Consider the following 16009-nt stretch of genomic DNA (forward strand, 5'->3'; position numbering starts at 1 on the left):
CCGATAGTCGTGCGGGGAAAGCGACCATAGATGCGATCGCGACCTCAACTGCCGGCGGTGCCCGACCCCGCCGCAATCGATTCAGGATCGAAGATCGCCATGTCGACGACCCATATCTTTCAGACGCATCTCTTCCTCGGATATGCGGCGTGGCTGCTGTGCTTTTTCGCCTATATCCTGCCCTGGCTAAAATCGATCGATCGCGCCGCGGCGCATCGTGCGATTGCGACGCTTCACAGCTTCCGCTTCTTCGGGCTCGCCTTCGTCGTCCCGGGCGTGGTCGGCGCCGACCTCCCGGCGCATTTTGCCATACCTGCCGCTTATGGCGATCTCGCCACCGGGCTGCTCGCGCTATTGGCGCTGGCGACCGCTCGGATCCGCCCCGTCTTCTGGCTGTTCGTGGTCGCGTTCAACCTGGTCGGCCTGGTCGATCTCGTGCTTGCCTATAGCCATGCGATCCAGGCCGACCTCCCGGCGCATGCGGGGGAGCTGGGCGCCGCCTATGCGATCCCGATCCTCTATGTGCCGCTGCTGATGATCACCCACGTCACCGCGTTCTACTTCTTGGCGCGCCCGCAACGCGAGGTGGGTTAGGCGATCGCGGGACACAGTCCCGGCCGCATGCCGCACGATCACGCCGCGCCGTTACGTCGGTCGGCGGACGGCCCGCACCTTGCCGCTGTTGCCGCCGCCGCAAAAGAACCGGTCGCACCCATCGGATTCGAGGCCCGATACCACGACCCCCTCGGGCATCTCGATTTGCTCCAACACCTCTCCGCTGCGCGGGTCGATGCGTCGCAGGTCGCTCGCTTCGTCTTCCCAGGTGCCGTGCCACAGCTCGCCATCGACCCAGGTGACTCCCGTCACGAAGCGGTTGGAAGCGATCGTGCGCAGGATCGCGCCGGTCTCGGGGTCGATCTGGTGGATCCTGCGCTCGCGATACTCGCCAACCCAGAGCGTGCCTTCGGCCCAGGCGAGACCCGAGTCCTTGCCGCCGCCCGGCGCCGGGATGGTGGCGAGAATCCGTCCGGTCGCCGGATCGATCTTCTCGATGTTGCTCTCGGCGATCTGGAACAGATGTTCGCCGTCGAACGCCGTGCCGGCATGCGCGGCAATGTCGAGCGAGCGCCGTTGCTCGCCGCTCTCCGGATCGAAAGCATTCAACCGGTCGCCCGATGCGAACCAGACGTTCGTGCCGTCGAAGGAGACCCCGCCGACCTGCTCGACCTCAGGGAAGGGTCCGTATTCGCGGACGATCTGCGCTTTGGATGTCTTCATGCCTGTATCCTAGCTGCCCGGGAACGGTGCGGGGAGTAACAAGGTCGTCGCGAATCCAGGAAATGGTGGCGTCGTCCAGCGCCGCGCCCGACCGCGACCCAGGGCTTGCGCCTTGCCAGTCGCAGCAAGCGCGTCGAGCGCACGTTGCACCGTGCGCTGGCTGGCGCCCAATGCCAGCGCCAGCGCCGAGCTCGACCAGGATTCACCGTCGGCGAGCAATGCCAGCACGGTGGCATGGTCCTCCTCGACGGGGCGGGCCAGCACGACGATCTGGCGCGCGCCGAGCGGCGAGAGCCTGAAGCCCAGCGTGGTCGCACTCACCCGCGCGATCGGCAGCAGCAGCTTGCGGAGGCGCCCAATCTCGACCCGCAGCCGGGCGCGGTGCGATTCGTCGACGAATCGCGCGCCGAATGCCCGCGCGAGCAGCATGTCGCGCGGCACATCGCCGGGCCAGGCTTCGCCGAGCGCGCGGGCCAGCGCGAAGAGCACCGGACGCGTTGCCAGCGGAACGATCGTGTCTCGCGCACGCACGAGGTTGCGACAGGCGTCGATGACGATCGCGTCCGACGCCAGCACAGCTTCGACCTGTTCGAGCCGGAGAGGGCGCTCGTCGCCGCGCGCGATTGACCGCGCTGCTGGCGTGTCGAGCACCGCGAAGGCCTGCTCGACTTCCGCGGCGAGCGCCGGAATGCGTGCCCAGCGTGCCGCCTCCTCGGCGCGGCCGAGCGCCGCGCGCGCGGCACCGGCCCGAACGCGCCGCATGGCGATGCCGGCCATCGTCAACTCGTGGATCGCGCGCAGCGGGGTGGGAAGTGCCGAGACGTCCAGTCGGGCCAGCTTGCCTTCGGCATCGTCGAGCCGCCCGAGCAACAGCAGTCGCCGCGCCTCGAGATAATGCGCATGGGCCGCGTTTGCGCGATCGCCATGGGATTCGAGTGCCGCCGCCGCCGCGGCCAATGCCTTGGTCGGCCAGGTCAGGTCGCGCGACGCGAGCGCGATCTCGGCTTCGGCGACGACGCATCGTGCACGCGCCACGGGCTCCCGCGGGCCAAAGGCGCGCGCCGCGCGACGCACCAATGAACGGGCGCGATCGAAGTCGCCGAGCTGCGCCATGGCGATTCCGCGGAGCGCCAGCGCCGGCGCGTCGTCGCGCAGCGCGACGCGGTTCAGCGCGCCTAGCGGATCGCCTTTCGCCAGCGCTTGCGCCGCGGCGGCGATCAGCGAGTCCATCGAAATCCCGCCACGATTGTCACTCTCACCCTTCCGGCGACGCGCCCTAGATGCCGTTCGTGACCGATGGCTACCGACGGATCGGTGCCCGCAAGAACAGACATAATTGCGCCTGGTCGGATGAAAAGGAGCATTGGCAATGATTACCATTTCGGCTTTCCGCGACGTTCCGGATTTCGCCAAGGGGTTGGTGCGCGACTTGCGCGTACGCTGGGTGCTCGAGGAGGCGGGCCTTCCCTACACCGCACGGCTGCTCGAACAGGGTGACCAGGATCATCCGGACTATCGCCTGATGCAGCCGTTCGGGCAGGTCCCGATGTTCGAGGAAGACGGGCTCGTCCTGTTCGAATCGGGCGCGATCGCTCTTCATGTCGCGGAGCGGTCGGAGGCGCTGCTGCCCAAGGAGCCGGCGGCGCGCATCCGGGCGGTGCAATGGCTGATCGCCGCGCTCAATTCGGTCGAGCCGTCGATCGTCAACCTCTTCCTGATCGACTTCATCTTCACGAACGAAGAATGGGCAAAGCTGCGCCGGGCGAGCGCCGCCGAGTTGATGAACAAGAAACTCGACGCGGTGGCCAAACGGCTGGGCGACAAGCCGTTCCTCGACGGCGAACGCTTCACCGTCGGCGATCTGATGATGGCGACGGTGCTCCGCTTCCACCCCGAGGTCGCGCAGCGTGATCCCCGGCTGGCTGCCTATATCAATCGCTGCATGGCGCGGCCCGCTTTCCAGCGCGCGCTGAATGCTCAGCTCGGCGATTATCGCGAAGCGGCCTGAGTAGCGCCCGGCGCCTTCTCGACGACCATCGCGGCATCCGCATCCGCGAGAAGGCGCCGGCGACGTATGACGTGCGACGATAGGAAGGAGATTCCGCGATGACGTCCCACCAAATCGGAACGCGCGAGCAATGGCTCGCGGCGCGGCTTGATCTGCTCGACGCGGAAAAAGCGTTGACGAGACAGAGCGACGCGGTTGCCGAACGGCGTCAGGCGCTGCCCTGGGTACGGGTCGACAAGGACTATCGGTTCGATACCGAGCAAGGCGAGGTGGCGCTGGCGGCGCTCTTCCAGGGTCGGTCGCAATTACTGGTCTACCATTTCATGTTCGGACCGGAATATCCCGCGGGATGCATCTCCTGCTCGGCGATTGCCGACGGCTTCAACGGCATCGCGGTGCACCTCGCCAACCATGACGTGATGCTGTGGGCCGCGTCGCTTGCTCCGCTCGACAAGCTGCTTGCCTTCAGGGAGCGGATGGGCTGGTCCTTTCCCTGGGCGTCGACCCAGGGCCGCGACTTCAATTACGACTTCAATGTTTCGATCTCCGAAGAGCAGCAGCGTGCGGGTGGCACCGAATATAATTACCGTCGGGGCGGCCATGCGATGACCGAGGCAACGATACCGCCGGTCGTCAACCAGAGCGCGGCGCGGACCGGCGCCGACCCGATCGCCTATCTGCGCCAACGTCCCGGCCTCAGCGCATTCGTCATCGAGGACGGCGTAGTCTACCACAGCTATTCGACCTACGCCCGCGGGCTCGACGGGCTGTGGGGCATGTTCCAGTGGCTCGACCGCGCGCCCCGGGGACGTGACGAACACGGGATTTGGTGGCGCCATCATGACCGTTACGCGGAGACCGCGGCATGATCACCGCCGATGTCCAGCATGGGCGCCGCAACGATGCAGCGCCCGACGCGGCCGGATGGCTTGGCATCGTGGCAACCCCGACCTTCATCGGGATGGCGCTGTTGAGCTATGCATCCGGCGCGGACGGCACCATGAACTGTTCCGCGTCCGCGATGTCGCTGTGGGGCGGAATGGTGCCGATGTACGCGCTGATGGGCATCTTTCATTCGGGGGCCTGGCTACGGAGACTGGCGCGTCGACGCTGAGTATGGACCCTAGACGTCGACTGCCAGGTAGCCGGTGAGGTACCGTCCCGCGCCTGCGCCGTAGATGCCGGGTCCGGCGACGTTGAAGGGGCGATTGTCGAATAGATTGGTCACCTGCATGCGCAGGGTTGCGTCGCGGTTGACCAATTTGAACCGATAGCGGCCGCCGAGATTGAGCTGTGCGCGGGCGGGCAGCGACACCAGATTGTCGGTGGTCGACGGCACCTTGCCGCGCTGGAGCAGGGTGGTGTCGAGCGACAGCCCGTCGAGCACCGGCGTCTTCCAGTTGAGGTTCAAATTGACGAGGCGCCCCGGCAATCCCACGGGGCGGGCGCCGATCGTGCCAAGCGCATTGGGGTCGCGCTCGACCCGGGCGCGCAGGAAATACCCGCCCGCGACGACATTGAGCGTCCGCGTCAAATTGCCCGACACCGACACTTCCGCCCCCTGGCTGCGCGTGGTGCCGACCTGGGTGTAGCGACTGGCCGCATCGAATCCGAAATAGGGCTTCCGCAGGTCGAACACGCCGGCGATCAGCTTGACGTTCCCCGTCACCGTCCAGCGGATGCCGGCGTCCTTCTGTTCGGTCAGGATCGCGTTGAGCGGCTGATTGCGGTTGGCCGCGTTGGGCGGCGCCACGCCGCTTTCCTCGAGGCCGCGGGCATAACCGGCATAGAGCGACACCGATTTGGACAGATAGGCCGCCGCCGTGCCGTTATAGAGCCATGGCCGCGATCGCGACACGATCGGCGCGACGCCGGGAAGCCAGGTGGTCTTGCGGTAATCGGCACGCGAGAGGCCGAAGCTGATCTCGCCGATGTCGCGCCAGCGCCCGTCATAGGCCACGCCCAGGGTCGCCTGGCGAATGCGGTCGCGCGATGACGCGCCGAATACGAAATTCGGCCTGGGCGAATCCTCCTCGACACCGATCCGGGTCGGCCCCAGATCGACGTCGTCCGATCCGCCGAACTGATGACGCGCGTCGCGTTCGCGCAGGCTGAGATGGATCACGTGCAGCCGCGGCCCGTCGACGATGCTGTGCGTCAGCCGAACCTCGCCGCTCAGCGACACGTTCTTCGCGCGCGGATCGGCGATGAGCAGGCGGTCCGCCGTCCCGTCGGGCTGCAAGTCGACCAACAGGTTGGCGTAACTCTTCTTCTGATCGAACACCGACCGGAACGCGCCGACGCGAAGCAGCCAGGTCTTGCCCGGCGCATAGGAAGCGAGCAGTCCCTGATTGGTCCCGGTATAGCGGAAATCGGCCCATTGCGGCCCATCGAAGCTGTGCGCGGGGGGCTTGGGCGGCAGATACTTGCCCGCCGGCACGTAGAACGGCCCCGCCTCATCATTATAATCGTTGGTCAGCGTCCAGAACGGCATGATCTCCACGCCGGGCGCGGGGCGCCAGCGGACGATCAGCCCCTGGCTGTGATTGAAATTGTCGGTGCCGTCGGGGAATGCGGTGCGCCCGACGATCGCGCCATAGCCGACCGACAGCCGCTTGCTGACCGGCAGCGATCCGTCGACCTCCAGCCCATAGGAACTGTAGCTATCGGCGTTGAGCACGATCGAGGCGGCGGCCTTGTCGCCGGGACGACGCAGCAATTGGTCGACGATCCCGCTCGGCGCGGCGAACGGATAGCCCTGCGCCGACAGGCCGACCTTGATGCTGGTCGAATCGTTGATGATGCTCGACAGCGCGATCGCGGGGTCGAAATACATGCCGTCGATCCGCACGTTCCCCGCCGCGGTCGGCGAGAAGCCGCGCGCATTGCTCGACGTGTAGATGCCGATCGTCTCGCGCCCGACGCTGAAGCCGAACCCGTCCTCCGCCTGCGTCACCGCATTGTCGTCGGCGCGATCCTGCGCGACGGCGGGAAATGCGATCCCCGCCAGCAACAATGTCAGCGTCGCCGAGCCCAGCCGCCCCATGCCCTTCCTCCCAAGCCGTTATATCGTCTTATGACAGCATATCAGCCAATCGGGGCTGAATGCCGACTTAACGGTGATGGCTGGACGGCGGCGGCGAACCGCGTCATCGGCAGATCGCATGACAGCGGAACGCATCCTTATCGAAACGATCGGCTGGACTGGCGCCGTGGTGATCCTGCTTGCTTACCTCCTGCTGTCCGCGGGTCGGGTCGGTGGGCAATCGCGGCTCTATCAGTGGATGAACCTGGTCGGGGCCGCCTGCTTTGTCGTCAATAGCGGCTATAACGGCGCGATCCCCTCGGCAGTGCTCAACGTCATCTGGGCCGGGATCGGACTCTTCACGCTGTGGCGGATCGCGCGGCGTCCAACCTAGGGGCAGGGAACAGGCGCGCCAGCGTCGGCACGGCGCGGACCGCCGCGACGCGATTGCGTGCGACGGGAACGATCACGCCGCCGTCCAGCCGCAGCCGTATATTGCGCCCGTCGCGCTCGATCGCGCGCACCGCCGACACTGCCACCCACCAGCTTCGATGCGTCCGGATCCCCACCGCACCATAACGCGCGATCGCGTCGGCCATCGGCATCAGTTCGAGCCGGCTGCCCGAGCCCTGGTGCACGCGGACATAATGATCCTCCATCTGCAGGCAGGTGACGTGGTCATTGGCGAAAGCGGGCGGCATCGGCGCGGAGGGCATGGCAAGCTCCGGCACGGACCTGCGACGCGCCTCGGCCACTAACCACAAGCCGACCACCATCGCCTCGACCAATGCCGTCTTCACATACCAATCGAGCAGCGACATCCGAGCGGCTTCTCCAGGCCATGCCCAGCGGCCGAACGCCGCAGCCGCCAGGCTGACGGGCAAGGCCGCCACCAGGATCGCGATCGCCAGCGCCACAGATGCCGGCACGCCGCGTGCGCGCAGCATCCTCACGACCGGCGGCACGGTCAGCCCGGCAAGGCCCGCGCCGATCACCATCATACCGGTCCAGTTGAACAGGCAGATCAGCAGGTCGCCACCGAGATAGCCGAGGAAGCCGACCACGCCGCCCGCAACCGCGCCGAAGGCGAGCAACCGCAGCCAACCGCCGGGCGTGCCGATTCCCGCTTCCCAAAGCTCGACGCCGCGCCGCGCACCGTCCGCCATGCCCACTCCCGTACCCGTTCGCCCAGTCGCGAATATCCGCTGGCAAGTCACTGTCGCGGCGAGGTTAGCAGGCCGTACGGAGCGGGGAAGCTCCTTTTCCCGTCCGAAGGAGAGAGCGATGACCAACCCGATACGACCGGCTCGGCGTGACCTGCTGGCGGGCGCGTTGCTGGCGAGTGGGCTAGGCTTGGCGGGTCGGGCGGCCGCCGTCCTACCCCCGGCGGAGGCGCCGACCGGCGACATCCACGATTTCGATTATCATCTCGGCCACTGGACCGCGGTGCAACGACGACTGAAGAAACGCTGGACCACCAATCCGGAATGGGACGAATTCCCCAGCAACGACATTTACGGCCAATATCTCGATGGCCTCGTCAATGTCGACCAGGTCAACTTTCCGACCAAGGGCTGGTCGGGGCTCACGGTCCGCACGTTCAATCGCGCCCGGCGGCAATGGTATATCTATTGGATCAACAGTCGCGATGGCGTGCTCGGAACGCCGGTGATCGGCGGTTTCCGCGGCAACAATGGCTTGTTCTACGGTGATGACAGCGATGACGGCATCCCGGTCAAGGTGCGCTTCATCCGCACCAAGCAACCGCCCGATCGCGAACGCTGGGAACAGGCCTTTTCGCGCGACGGCGGCGCTACCTGGGAAACCAACTGGACCGCCGACTTCACGCGCGTGCGCTGACGGGTATCGGCCCGCGACCGATCGGCGAGCCCGGCTTTCGGCGATATCGCGCCGGCCGGGCTTGCTTGATTGCCTGATGGCGGAGCCCGGCCTAAGCACACGGCCATGCTTACCCTATACGGCATTCCCAATTGCGACACGGTGAAGAAGGCGCGCACCTGGCTCGGCGACCATAGCGTCGCCTATGCCTTTCACGATTACAAGAAAGCCGGAGCCGATGAGCCATCGCTGCGCCGCTGGACGAGTGCCTTGGGCTGGGAAACCGTGCTCAATCGCGCGGGTACGACGTTTCGCGCGCTCCCGGATGCCGACAAGGCCGATCTCGACCAGGACAAGGCGATCGCGCTGATGCTGGCGCAGCCGTCGATGATCAAGCGCCCGATCGTCGAAGGCGACGGCGTGCTGGTCGCCGGGTTCAAGCCCGATGCCTGGCAGACGGCCGGCATCGGCTGAGCTTGCCACGGCGCGCATCCGGGCGCAGTCTCCGCCACACATAATGGGGAGGGGAATCATGGCTCAAACCGCCAAGCCGCCGGTCTGGTTCTGGATCGTCGCGATCCTGTTGGTGCTGTGGAACGCGATCGGCGTTTATTTCTGTGTCGAGCAGTTCCGCCTGGGTGCGGCGTCTGCAATGTGGGAACAAACGCCCTATCACCAGGCGCTCTACCGCTCGCTGCCCAGTTGGTACAATTATGTCTACGCCGTCGCCACGTTCGGCGGATTGCTCGGCGGGCTCGCCTTGCTGTTGCGCGAACGCCGCGCGATCATCCTGTTCTGGATCTCGCTAATCGCCGTCATCGTGCAGTTCGGCTACACGTTCGCGATGACCGACCTGATCGCGCACGAGGGCGCCGCGAAGGTGGTGCCGTTCCCGGTATTCATCGCGCTTGTCGGCCTGTTCGCGATCTGGTTTTCCGGGATGGCGGCGAAGAAGGGCTGGATCGGGCGCTGATCCAGGGGGAGGGCGCTCAGCCCTCCCATTGGAACACCTCGTCTAACGGTTTGCCGAACACCTGGGCTATGCGGAACGCGGCTTCCAGCGTGGGCGAATATTTGCCCGCCTCGATCGCCGCCACGGTCTGGCGAGTCATGCCGATCCGCTCGCCCAATTCGGCCTGGGTCATCTCGTTGGCCATGAAGCGCAACAGGCGGATCTGATTGACCACCCGGCCGGGGAGGGGCTTGGGGCGTGTACTCATGACCGGCAGTGCCCTGGACGGAGCGGATTTTGGCGCAGGGCAAGAAGCGAGGAGGGAGCGATGCGTTTCTGCATCGTGACCGACGAGCGACGCCGCCCGGCGCCAAAATCCGCCCGCCGCTTCGCGGTTGCGCTGGGAGGCGCGCCGGCGTCGTCGCTTGCTTGCGCGTAGCTCAAGGCTACGCGACTGCGCTGCGCTCCTAGCCAGCACGCCTCCCAGCGCAATCCAGGGCGTTGCCGGTCATGAGTACACGCCCTAACCATGCCAGCCCCTCCGGTAGCTCGTCACGATCAGGACATGGCGGACGGTTTCCGCCAACACGATCGCGAGCAGCGCCGCGTTGACGATCTTGGGCGCCGGATCGCTGAACGGCATCACCACGCCGACCATGATCGTCCCGACCAAAAGCACGTAATAGCCGGCGCTGCCGCCGCGCCGGGCGATCGCGCGGTCGCGTTCATCGGGCCTAGCGCGTCCTTCGGCGCCGTCGCGCACCGCCAGCACGATGTGGCCGATGATCACTACGATCGCCTGGATCGAGGCGACGATGCCGAACGTCCAGACGATGTCGAGCAACCTGGGCCCGACATGCCCCGACAGCACCAGCGAGAAGTAGATGACATAGGCGACGATCATGCAGATGAGCGTCAGCCAAGCGGTCTTTTCGCGATAGGCCATGATCATGCTCCCCGCCGATAGCCGACGATCTGCGCGCCGTAGTGGACGATCTCGGCGATCACGATTGCGGCCATGATCCCATAGGTCATCCCCTTGGCATCGACGCCGAAATGCATGCTGGCGGCAACGCACACGATCAGGCTCAGCAGCACCGGATAGGCGAGCGCATAGGCGCGGCGCGAGACCGCCTTGTCGCGTTCGTCGCTCGCCGCGCTGGCGTCCTTGGGTGACAGCACCGCGGAGACGATCGCCCCGACCGTGACCAGCCCAGTCTGCACGATCACCGCGGCGAGCAACCCGCCGAATTGCGCCGGCCCGGGCAAGTGCCGCGCGGTCGTCAGCAGGAAGGTGAAATAGGCGCCCCACACGACGACCGTGGTGGTCACCGATAGCCAGGCCATCTTTTCCCTGAATGGCATTGTTGACCTCATGTTCGAATCTATAAACTCAGTGTTATATAAAACTAACATGAAGTCAAGCATGGGATACAATCGCGGCGTTCGGTGCTGGCGGCGCGGGCGGCAAGCCGCTAGGGAGCGCGCCATGTCCACGACCTTCACGATCGACACATCGACCAGCCGCGCCAACCCGACGCCGGCACCGATGAAGCGCCTCTCCGTCCCGGCGATCCAGCGCCGCAAGTTCGAGGGAAAGACGCAGGAACCGCTGGTGATGCTGACCGCCTATACGGTCCGCATGGCGCAATTGCTGGATCCGCATTGCGACATGCTGCTGGTCGGCGATTCGTTGGGGCAGGTGGTCTATGGCCTGCCGTCGACGGTGCCGGTCACGCTCGACATGATGTGCGCGCACGGCGCCGCGGTGGTGCGGGGCAGCTATCATGCCGTCGTCATCGTCGACATGCCGTTCGGCAGTTACGAAGCCTCGCCCGAACAGGCCTTTGCTAGCGCCAGCCGTATATTGGCCGAAACCGGCTGTGCCGCGGTCAAGCTGGAGGGCGGTGCGGTAATGGCGCCGACCATCCGTTTCCTGACCGAACGCGGCATACCGGTCATGGCGCATATCGGCCTGACCCCCCAGGCGATCAACACGCTCGGCGGCTATGGCGCGCGCGGGCGAAGCCAGGAGGAAGAGGCCAAGATCAAGGGCGATGCGCAGGCTATCGCTGCGGCCGGCGCTTTCTCGGTCGTCCTGGAGGGCGTCGTCGAGCCAATCGGCCGCGCGATTGCCGAAACCACCGACATTCCGGTAATCGGCATCGGCGCATCCGCCGCCTGCGACGGCCAGGTGCTGGTCGCCGAGGATATGCTCGGCCTGTTCGAGCGTACCGCACGCTTCGTCAAGAAGTACGACGATATGGCCGGTCGCATCACCGACGCCGCTACGCGCTATGCCGAAGAGGTGCGCAACCGGACCTTCCCCGGAGTTGAGCAGACCTATTTGCCTAAGGTCTAAGGACGCCTAAGCCGCGTTGCTTTTGGGCGGCGCGCCGCTAAGGGACCCCCCTAGGAACAGTCGCCGATCACGGCCATTGCGAGAGCCGAACGCGGTCCCTAAGGTCCGCCGACTTATTTTTGCCCCCAATTGGAGCCTACCCCTTGGCTGTGACGCCGAAAACCGATGAAGCTTTCCTGCGCGAGGTCGATGAGGAACTCCGCCGCGATCAGATCGTGGGCGTGTGGAAGAATTATGGCCGCGTGATCATTGGCCTGATCGTGGCCGCGCTGGCGATTTTCGCCGGCGTGCTCGGCTGGCGGGCATGGAGCCATGGCGCTGCCGAAAAGCAGGCGATCGAGCTTCAACAAGCCTATGACTCGATCGCCAGCGGCAATAGCCAGGCGGCCAAGGCCCCGATCGACAAGCTCGCCGGCGACAGCGCACCGGGCTACCGCGCGCTCGCCAAGATGCTGCAGGGCAACGACTTGCTCGCCGCCGGCAAGACCAAGGAAGCCGCGGCGAAATATGGCGAAGTCGCGGGCGATAGCAGCGTCGGGCAGCCGATCCGCGACCTCGCCACGATCCGCCAGACCCATACCGAATTCGACACGCTCGCGCCGCAGGTGGTGATCGACCGGCTGAAGCCGCTCGCGACCTCGGACTCGGCCTGGCTCGGCAGCGCCGGCGAGATGATCGCGATGGCCGATCTCAAGCTCAACCGGTTGGCGGAAGCGCGCGCGATGTTCAAGATGATCGCGGAGAGCGACAAGGTTCCCGACAGCATCCGTCAACGCGCGGTTCAGGCGACCCAGGCTCTGGATCCCGGCACGAACGTTCAGAAGGGCAAGTAAATAGCATGACGACCAAGTGGAGGATGCCGATTGCGCTGGTGGCGCTGACCGCGCTCGGCGCGTGCGGTGCGTTCAAGGGCGGCGGAAAGAAGACTCCCGTACTCGGCGACCGCGTGCCGATCCTGGTGTCGGAAAGCGATGCCAAGGTCGATCCGGCGATTTCGGGGCTCGACGTCCTGTTGCCGGCGCCCGTCGCCAACACCGATTGGGCCCAGCCCGGCGGCAACCCCGAAAAATCGATGGGCCATCTGGCGCTGGGTGGATCCGTCTCCCGCGTTTGGACGGTGTCGATCCCCGCGGGGTCGAACCGGCAGCGGCTGGCGGCGTCCCCGGTGATCGGCGACGGCAAGCTCTACGCGGTCGATGTCGACGGCGCGCTGCACGCCTTCGATGCCAATTCGGGCGCGTCCTTGTGGACCGTGCCGATCGCCAAGGCGGAGAAGAGCAAATCGGCGCGGTTCGGCGGCGGCGCGACCTATGACAATGGCCGCGTCTATGCGACCTCCGGCCTGGGCGACATCGTGGCGTTCGATGCCAAGACCGGCGCCGAAGTGTGGCGCTCCAAGCCAGGACCGCCGCTGCGCGGATCGCCGACCGTCGTCGGTGACCAGCTCTATACGTTGAGCCAGGACAACCAGCTCTATGCGCTGTCGACCGCCAACGGGCAGCAAGTCTGGTCGGCCTCGGGCAGCCTCGAGACGCAAGGCGTGTTCGGCGTCGCGGCGCCGGCAGTGGCGCACCAGACGGTCGTCGCCGGCTTCTCGTCGGGCGAACTCAACGCGTATCGCGTCGAAAATGGCCGGGCGATCTGGGGCGACGCCTTGTCGCGCACCAGCATTTCGACCTCGGTGTCCAGCCTCGCCGATATCGACGCCGATCCGGTGATCGACGACACCAATGTCTACGCCTTGGGGCAGGGCGGTCGTCTCATCGCCGCCAATCTCGCCACCGGCCAGCGTTTGTGGGAGCAGAACTTCGCTGGCATCTCGACGCCCTGGCTGGCGGGCGAGTGGCTGTTCGTGGTGACCGACGAAAGCAAGCTCTACTGCCTGCAGCGCTCGACCGGAAAGATCCGCTGGATCAGCCAGTTGCGTGCCTTCCAGGTCGAAAAGAAGAAAAAGAAGAAGAACCCGCTGACCTGGTACGGTCCGGTCCTTGCCGGCAATCGCCTGGTGCTGGTCAATTCGCTGGGCGACATGGTGTTCGCCTCGCCGAGCGACGGCGCGATCGGCCAGACTATTCCGGGCAAGGACGGCTTCAGCCTGGGGCCGGTGGTCGCCAACAATACGCTCTATGTGCTGGACGGGCGCGGGCGCATTTCCGCCTATCGCTGAGAGTCTGTTTGAAAACGCGCTGAGGGCGCGTTTCGCGGCACCAGCCCGCTCCCCCACCCGACCTCCCATAGAATACCCTGATTGGGAGGTCGGGTGGGGGAGCGGGCCGGCACCGTCCTAAAACTCGCTCTACCGCGAGTTTTCAAACAGTCGCTGAGTGATAGGATCGGGGCGGCGTAAAGCGTCGCCCCGTTCAGGGCGTTGCCGCTGGCGTGCACACGCCCTACAGCGCCCTGCATGTCCTTACCTACCGTCGCCATTATCGGCCGTCCCAATGTCGGCAAGTCGACGCTGTTCAACCGGCTCGTCGGCAAGAAGCTTGCCCTGGTCGATGACCAGCCCGGCGTTACCCGCGATCGGCGCGAGGGCGACGGAAACCTGCTCGGCCTCGAGTTCCGCGTGATCGACACCGCCGGCTATGAGGATCTCGAGGCCGCGACCTTGCCGGGCCGGATGCGGCAACAGACCGAGGCGGCGGTGGCACAGGCCGATGTCGCCCTGTTCCTGATCGACGCTCGCGCCGGCATCGTGCCGCTCGACGAGGAAATCGCGCGCTGGCTGCGCGGCTCGACCACGCCGGTCATCCTGGTCGCCAACAAGGCGGAAGGACGCGCGGCGGAGGCCGGCATCATCGAATCGCTCGCCCTCGGCTTCGGCGACCCGGTCCAGGTGTCGGCCGAGCATGGCGAAGGCATGGCTGATCTGTTTGAGGCGCTGGTCCCGTTCGTTCCCGAACCGGAAGAGTTCGAGGAAGAGGAAGACGAAAGCCCCGACGCGCCGCTCAAGCTCGCGATCGTCGGCCGCCCCAATGCCGGCAAATCGACATTGATCAATCGCATGCTGGGCGAGGATCGCCTGATCACTGGCCCCGAAGCCGGGATCACGCGCGATTCGATCGCGATCGACTGGACCTGGCATGATCCGAAAAGCGGCCCGCGCGCGGTACGGCTGATCGACACCGCCGGCATGCGCAAGCGCGCCAAGGTGCAGGACAAGCTCGAAAAGCTCTCGGTCGCCGACGCGTTGCGCGCGGTCGATTTCGCCGAAGTGGTCGTGCTGCTGCTCGACGCGACCCTCGGCCTGGAGGCTCAGGACCTCAAGATCGCCGACCGCGTGCTGCAGGAAGGGCGCGCCTTGGTCATCGCGCTCAACAAATGGGACATCGCCGAAAATGCCTCGTCGCTGTTCAATGGCGTCAAGAAGGCGCTTGAGGACGGGCTTAGCCAGGTGAAGGGCGTCATCGTCATCACCGTGTCAGGCGCGACCGGCAAGGGCATCGACCAATTGCTGGGCGCTGCTTTCGAAACGCGCGAGGCCTGGTCGAAGCGCGTCTCTACCGGCGAGCTCAATCGCTGGTTCGAACGGGCGATCGACGCCAACCCTCCGCCAGCACCGGGCGGCAAGCGGATCAAGATGCGCTATGTCACCCAGATCAAGACGCGGCCCCCCAGCTTCGTCATTTTCGGCACGCGCGTCGATCAACTTCCCGCAAGCTACGAGCGCTATCTGGTCAATTCGATGCGGCGCGATCTTGGCTTCGGCGCAGTCCCCGTGCGCTTGACGTTGCGCGCGCCGAAGAATCCATTTGATCGGGAATGAACCTAATTTCGTGAAAGCTGCACGGCTCCAAGGCTTTAGAGCCTGACTACTACCGACTCTGTCAACCGGTCGTTTACCTGCGCCAGCTACAGCGGACAGATTGGCAGCGGGGGCGTGCCGATACGGGTGGAGGACGTGGTGACGATCGACAGCGGGCAAATAGTGGATTGGAGCGCGTTTCAGGCGGCCCGGAGCGAACTCGGCGCCGGATTCGTCCGGATTCTCGGCTATTTCAAGGAGGACGGCGTCAAGTCGGTCGCCGCGATCGAGGAGGCGATGCGCGCGGGCAATGCCGCCGCGATCGTGCTGCCGGCGCACACGCTGAAGGGCGAGTCGCGTCAGTTCGGGGCGGAGCAGCTCGCCGCCATTGCCGAAGCGATCGAAGTCATCGGGCGCCAGTGCGTGGAAACGCGCGACGCGCCCGACCAGGCGCTCGAACATGTCGTCAAGCTGCGCCCGACGTTCGAAGCGACGCTGGCGATGCTCGAACGCGAGGCCAACCCATTGGTCGAGCGCCGCCCCACCGCCTTCGGCCGCCGCGCCGTCTGATCTTTAGCCCCGTTTGTTTGCCGATCTCGTACAATCGGGATCGAATGCGACCGAGCTGAATCGTCACCCCGGCCTTGTGCCGGGGTCCACCGGGCGGCAAGCCCCGGAAAAAGAAGCTCCTGTTACTGCGCTAGAGTTTGTTTCAGCAAAGCTGAAACGGTAGCGGTGCCGGCCCTCTCCCCCACCCGRCCTCCCAATCAGGGTATTCTATGGGAGGCCGGGTGGGGGAG

20 protein-coding genes are annotated in these 16009 nt (G+C 65.7%); 13 read left to right on the forward strand and 7 right to left on the reverse strand.

Going from position 1 to position 16009, the window contains the following annotated elements:
• The first annotated feature begins 30 nt into the window (after window positions 1-30).
• A complete protein-coding gene (locus tag AC1DQQ_RS05400) occupies window positions 31-594 on the forward strand; it encodes a hypothetical protein (RefSeq protein WP_478042102.1) in 564 nt (187 codons plus the stop codon).
• 51 nt (window positions 595-645) lie between these two features.
• Here the strand turns inward: AC1DQQ_RS05400 and AC1DQQ_RS05405 are convergent, their stop codons facing one another.
• Complete coding sequence (locus AC1DQQ_RS05405) at window positions 646-1278, reverse strand: Vgb family protein (RefSeq protein ID WP_478028826.1); 633 nt, start codon at window positions 1276-1278, stop codon at window positions 646-648.
• Between the two features lie 9 nt (window positions 1279-1287).
• Window positions 1288-2508: a helix-turn-helix domain-containing protein gene (locus tag AC1DQQ_RS05410; RefSeq protein ID WP_478044496.1), complete on the reverse strand. Its 1221-nt coding sequence runs from the start codon at window positions 2506-2508 to the stop codon at window positions 1288-1290.
• Window positions 2509-2647: 139 nt separating this feature from the next.
• Between AC1DQQ_RS05410 and AC1DQQ_RS05415 the strand changes: the two genes are divergently transcribed.
• The 3 genes from AC1DQQ_RS05415 (at window position 2648) to AC1DQQ_RS05425 (ending at window position 4400) form a co-directional block, all read left to right on the forward strand.
• Window positions 2648-3286: a glutathione S-transferase family protein gene (locus AC1DQQ_RS05415; RefSeq protein WP_478028828.1), complete on the forward strand. Its 639-nt coding sequence runs from the start codon at window positions 2648-2650 to the stop codon at window positions 3284-3286.
• A 98-nt stretch (window positions 3287-3384) separates the two neighbouring features.
• Complete coding sequence (locus AC1DQQ_RS05420) at window positions 3385-4155, forward strand: DUF899 domain-containing protein (protein ID WP_478028829.1); 771 nt, start codon at window positions 3385-3387, stop codon at window positions 4153-4155.
• The gene (locus AC1DQQ_RS05425; RefSeq protein WP_478028830.1) at window positions 4152-4400 is read left to right on the forward strand and encodes a hypothetical protein; all 249 of its coding nucleotides are present in this window, start codon (window positions 4152-4154) and stop codon (window positions 4398-4400) included. Before AC1DQQ_RS05420 ends, AC1DQQ_RS05425 begins: the two co-directional genes overlap by 4 nt.
• A gap of 9 nt (window positions 4401-4409) precedes the next feature.
• Here the strand turns inward: AC1DQQ_RS05425 and AC1DQQ_RS05430 are convergent, their stop codons facing one another.
• Window positions 4410-6332: a TonB-dependent siderophore receptor gene (locus tag AC1DQQ_RS05430; protein WP_478044497.1), complete on the reverse strand. Its 1923-nt coding sequence runs from the start codon at window positions 6330-6332 to the stop codon at window positions 4410-4412.
• A gap of 118 nt (window positions 6333-6450) precedes the next feature.
• Between AC1DQQ_RS05430 and AC1DQQ_RS05435 the strand changes: the two genes are divergently transcribed.
• On the forward strand, window positions 6451-6705 hold the full coding sequence (locus AC1DQQ_RS05435; protein WP_478028832.1) for a CBU_0592 family membrane protein: 255 nt from the start codon (window positions 6451-6453) through the stop codon (window positions 6703-6705).
• Here AC1DQQ_RS05435 and AC1DQQ_RS05440 read toward each other — a convergent pair.
• A complete protein-coding gene (locus AC1DQQ_RS05440; RefSeq protein ID WP_478028833.1) occupies window positions 6671-7477 on the reverse strand; it encodes a LytTR family DNA-binding domain-containing protein in 807 nt (268 codons plus the stop codon). The two genes, AC1DQQ_RS05435 and AC1DQQ_RS05440, sit on opposite strands and share 35 nt — an antisense overlap.
• 118 nt (window positions 7478-7595) lie before the next feature.
• Between AC1DQQ_RS05440 and AC1DQQ_RS05445 the strand changes: the two genes are divergently transcribed.
• From AC1DQQ_RS05445 to AC1DQQ_RS05455, 3 genes are all read left to right on the forward strand, one after another.
• Window positions 7596-8171 (forward strand): hypothetical protein, encoded by a 576-nt coding sequence (locus AC1DQQ_RS05445; protein ID WP_478028834.1) that lies wholly within the window; start codon window positions 7596-7598, stop codon window positions 8169-8171.
• Window positions 8172-8276: 105 nt separating this feature from the next.
• Window positions 8277-8624 carry an arsenate reductase gene (locus AC1DQQ_RS05450; RefSeq protein ID WP_478028835.1) on the forward strand — a complete coding sequence of 116 codons (348 nt, stop codon included), beginning with the start codon at window positions 8277-8279 and terminating at the stop codon, window positions 8622-8624.
• Between the two features lie 58 nt (window positions 8625-8682).
• Window positions 8683-9123 carry a hypothetical protein gene (locus tag AC1DQQ_RS05455; RefSeq protein WP_478028836.1) on the forward strand — a complete coding sequence of 147 codons (441 nt, stop codon included), beginning with the start codon at window positions 8683-8685 and terminating at the stop codon, window positions 9121-9123.
• Between the two features lie 16 nt (window positions 9124-9139).
• Here the strand turns inward: AC1DQQ_RS05455 and AC1DQQ_RS05460 are convergent, their stop codons facing one another.
• The 3 genes from AC1DQQ_RS05460 to AC1DQQ_RS05470 form a co-directional block, all read right to left on the reverse strand.
• Window positions 9140-9370 (reverse strand): helix-turn-helix transcriptional regulator, encoded by a 231-nt coding sequence (locus AC1DQQ_RS05460; RefSeq protein WP_478028837.1) that lies wholly within the window; start codon window positions 9368-9370, stop codon window positions 9140-9142.
• Between the two features lie 255 nt (window positions 9371-9625).
• A complete protein-coding gene (locus AC1DQQ_RS05465; RefSeq protein ID WP_478042108.1) occupies window positions 9626-10048 on the reverse strand; it encodes a hypothetical protein in 423 nt (140 codons plus the stop codon).
• Window positions 10049-10050: 2 nt separating this feature from the next.
• Window positions 10051-10467 carry a hypothetical protein gene (locus AC1DQQ_RS05470; protein ID WP_478028839.1) on the reverse strand — a complete coding sequence of 139 codons (417 nt, stop codon included), beginning with the start codon at window positions 10465-10467 and terminating at the stop codon, window positions 10051-10053.
• Window positions 10468-10591: 124 nt separating this feature from the next.
• Here AC1DQQ_RS05470 and panB point away from each other — a divergent pair, with 124 nt between their 5' ends.
• The 5 genes from panB (at window position 10592) to AC1DQQ_RS05495 (ending at window position 15779) form a co-directional block, all read left to right on the forward strand.
• Complete coding sequence (panB, locus tag AC1DQQ_RS05475; protein ID WP_478044498.1) at window positions 10592-11464, forward strand: 3-methyl-2-oxobutanoate hydroxymethyltransferase; 873 nt, start codon at window positions 10592-10594, stop codon at window positions 11462-11464.
• Window positions 11465-11613: 149 nt separating this feature from the next.
• The gene (locus tag AC1DQQ_RS05480) at window positions 11614-12297 is read left to right on the forward strand and encodes a tetratricopeptide repeat protein (RefSeq protein ID WP_478042225.1); all 684 of its coding nucleotides are present in this window, start codon (window positions 11614-11616) and stop codon (window positions 12295-12297) included.
• A gap of 5 nt (window positions 12298-12302) precedes the next feature.
• Window positions 12303-13631 (forward strand): outer membrane protein assembly factor BamB family protein, encoded by a 1329-nt coding sequence (locus AC1DQQ_RS05485; protein ID WP_478042109.1) that lies wholly within the window; start codon window positions 12303-12305, stop codon window positions 13629-13631.
• A 237-nt stretch (window positions 13632-13868) separates the two neighbouring features.
• Window positions 13869-15230, forward strand: coding sequence for a ribosome biogenesis GTPase Der (der, locus tag AC1DQQ_RS05490; RefSeq protein ID WP_478042110.1), 1362 nt, complete (start codon window positions 13869-13871; stop codon window positions 15228-15230).
• A 114-nt stretch (window positions 15231-15344) separates the two neighbouring features.
• Window positions 15345-15779: an Hpt domain-containing protein gene (locus tag AC1DQQ_RS05495; protein ID WP_478028842.1), complete on the forward strand. Its 435-nt coding sequence runs from the start codon at window positions 15345-15347 to the stop codon at window positions 15777-15779.
• Window positions 15780-16009: the final 230 nt, after the last annotated feature.

It is taken from the genome of Sphingomonas sp. P4_G3 (assembly GCF_056401105.1).